Annotated in this window: 1 protein-coding gene; it reads left to right on the top strand. The window is 46.5% G+C overall.

Annotated elements, in window-relative coordinates; genetic code table 11:
• Positions 1 to 193: 193 nt before the first annotated feature.
• Positions 194 to 2,155: a T6SS phospholipase effector Tle1-like catalytic domain-containing protein gene (locus PSI17_RS16555; RefSeq protein ID WP_273553011.1), complete on the top strand. Its 1,962-nt coding sequence runs from the start codon at positions 194 to 196 to the stop codon at positions 2,153 to 2,155.
• The last annotated feature ends 70 nt before the right edge of the window (positions 2,156 to 2,225 follow it).

Raw genomic sequence — 2,225 nt, 5'->3', positions numbered from 1 at the left:
CTAAAACTGGATAAACCCGAAGGCCAATTAGAATTGCATATTATTGCGTGGCTAAAACAGAAAAGAGCCGAGACTAACAACCTGAATAAATTAACCGTTGAACGTTTTATGACTGACAGCCAACAAGCGGGATCGGCTGCTGACATTGATACGGAACTCCATGATTTTGCATAAATAATGAGGGATACGAAAAATGAGCAAACTGGAACCATTGGATTGCCTTGATTGTCAGAAAATATTGAAACATTGGATTGAATTTCAACTGGTGGATGAACAGGGAGAACCGCTGGCGGGGATACCTTATAAACTGAAAATTCGGGGAAAAAAGGGACTTGAACGAACCGGCACCACCGATGGAAATGGTTTATTACGTGAAGAAGACCTTCCCCCCATGCCGGTGACATTATCTGTTTCAGCCCAGCCCTTGGCTGATAAAGTGACCCAGTGCCCCGCCCGGCCGGATAGCGGGCAAGCAGGCAATCTTCAGGTCAGGGAAAATAGTTATTATGGCGGGCATGCCTATCATTATATTCCGCTGGGTGGCGTCAGTGATGCTTACCCCAAAGTCACAGGCTGGAAAGAAGGAGAGTTAACAGCCTCGGAACACTTTAAGAACTCGACACTAAAAGGGTTCACGGCTCACCCCCTTAACCGGCGGTATGTCCTGGAAATTCAGGCGATAGAAAGTGGTATCAATTTAATTATTGGCGTCTTTTTTGATGGGACAGGGAATAATACTGACAATATTGATGAACGCTTTGCATGTTCTCCCGAGAAGATTGGCTTAACACACAAACAGGTTAACGATTTTACCTGTTCATTTGATCAGTTTGGTCAGTCCGGCGATACCTCACGGATTAGTTATGATGGTTACTACACCAATGTGCATTTTTTACATCAAATATATAAGGAAGCGCAAACTAGTGAAAACAACCATCAACTCAAGGTCTATATCGAGGGTATCGGTACACAGGCAGGCAAATCGGACAATATCATCGGTTATGGGCTGGGGGTTGGTGAAACCGGCGTGGCGGCCAAAACCGATATGGCTATCCAGAAAGTCAAAGCCGAAATCTCGACCTTTTTGAAAGAGACAAAAAGCTGCGTGAAATCCCTGCAATTCGATATTATCGGTTTCAGTCGGGGTGCGGCGGCAGCGCGTCATTTTGCTAACCGCATTTATCACAAAGACCCTGCCTTAGCGCAGGCACTGGCAGAATGCTTTACTGTACAGCAACGCTATCTGGATACCCCCCATTGCCCGACGGGAACAACCCGTTTTTTGGGTATCTTTGATACCGTTGCGGCGATTGGGACAGTAGATAACGGACTTAATCCCCACAATGCCGATACCGGCGATATTGATATCCGCCTGCCGGCCGGCATTGCTGAACATATTTTCCACATTACGGCACAAAATGAATGCCGTTATAACTTCTCCTTAAACAGCATTAAACCGGATTACCCCGAACTGGTTCTGCCGGGTGCACATTCCGATATTGGCGGTGGGTATAATCTGGAAGAAACGGAGAACTGGTTTATCACCCGGCCGCGGATCGCCACGGTGGATGAAAGCATCCCCGATAACGCCACCCCGGTTTATAAAAAAGCGCAGGAAGAGCTTGAACAACTCAAAATGTACCCAACCATTGCGCCCTTGCTGATTGGCAATCATGTCAGGGTTGAAGTCTGGCAAAATCCCCATTTTCAGCCCCGCAATGAGAAAGAGATGTTTAAAAAGCAGGTTTCAGCAGCGGCAGTACTTTCCCGTAAGATAACCAATGACTGGTCAAAAGTCGTGATGCAGGTAATGCAGGATGCGGCGCAAGATGCAGGTGTATTTTTTAGTGAACCAGAGAGCAAAGATAACGATTACAAGCTCCTGCCAGAGCTTGAACCTTTGGCAGACAAAGCTATTGCACAAGGGCGTGCCATCCGGCAAGGCCAACAACCCGTCCCTTTTACGCCCGAAGAACTCACTTTAATTCAGTCAAAATACGTTCACTGCTCCTCTCACTGGAATGCCGTTAAAATCAACAAGGAGAAAATTCAGGGCGGTATTTACTCTGTTGAATTATTCAGTTTTGTCAATCGCCCTTGTGAAAAATGGCACCGGGCTGTTTTTGATATCACTCGTAAGGAAATCTCATCATGAAAAGAAAAATCTTAATATCACTGCTGGGTTTTGGGCTGGTATGGGGCTTAGCGGCCTGCCAGTCTTACCC

Source organism: Xenorhabdus sp. IM139775 (genome assembly GCF_028598745.1).
Taxonomy (GTDB): Bacteria; Pseudomonadota; Gammaproteobacteria; order Enterobacterales; family Enterobacteriaceae; genus Xenorhabdus.
Note: the sequence above shows the minus strand (reverse complement) of the source record. Positions and strands in the feature narration are given on the sequence as shown.

Coding starts and splice junctions, on each gene's coding strand:
- PSI17_RS16555 (WP_273553011.1), top strand. CDS start 194: ATGAGCAAACTGGAACCATTGGATTGCCTTGATTGTCAGAAAATATTG.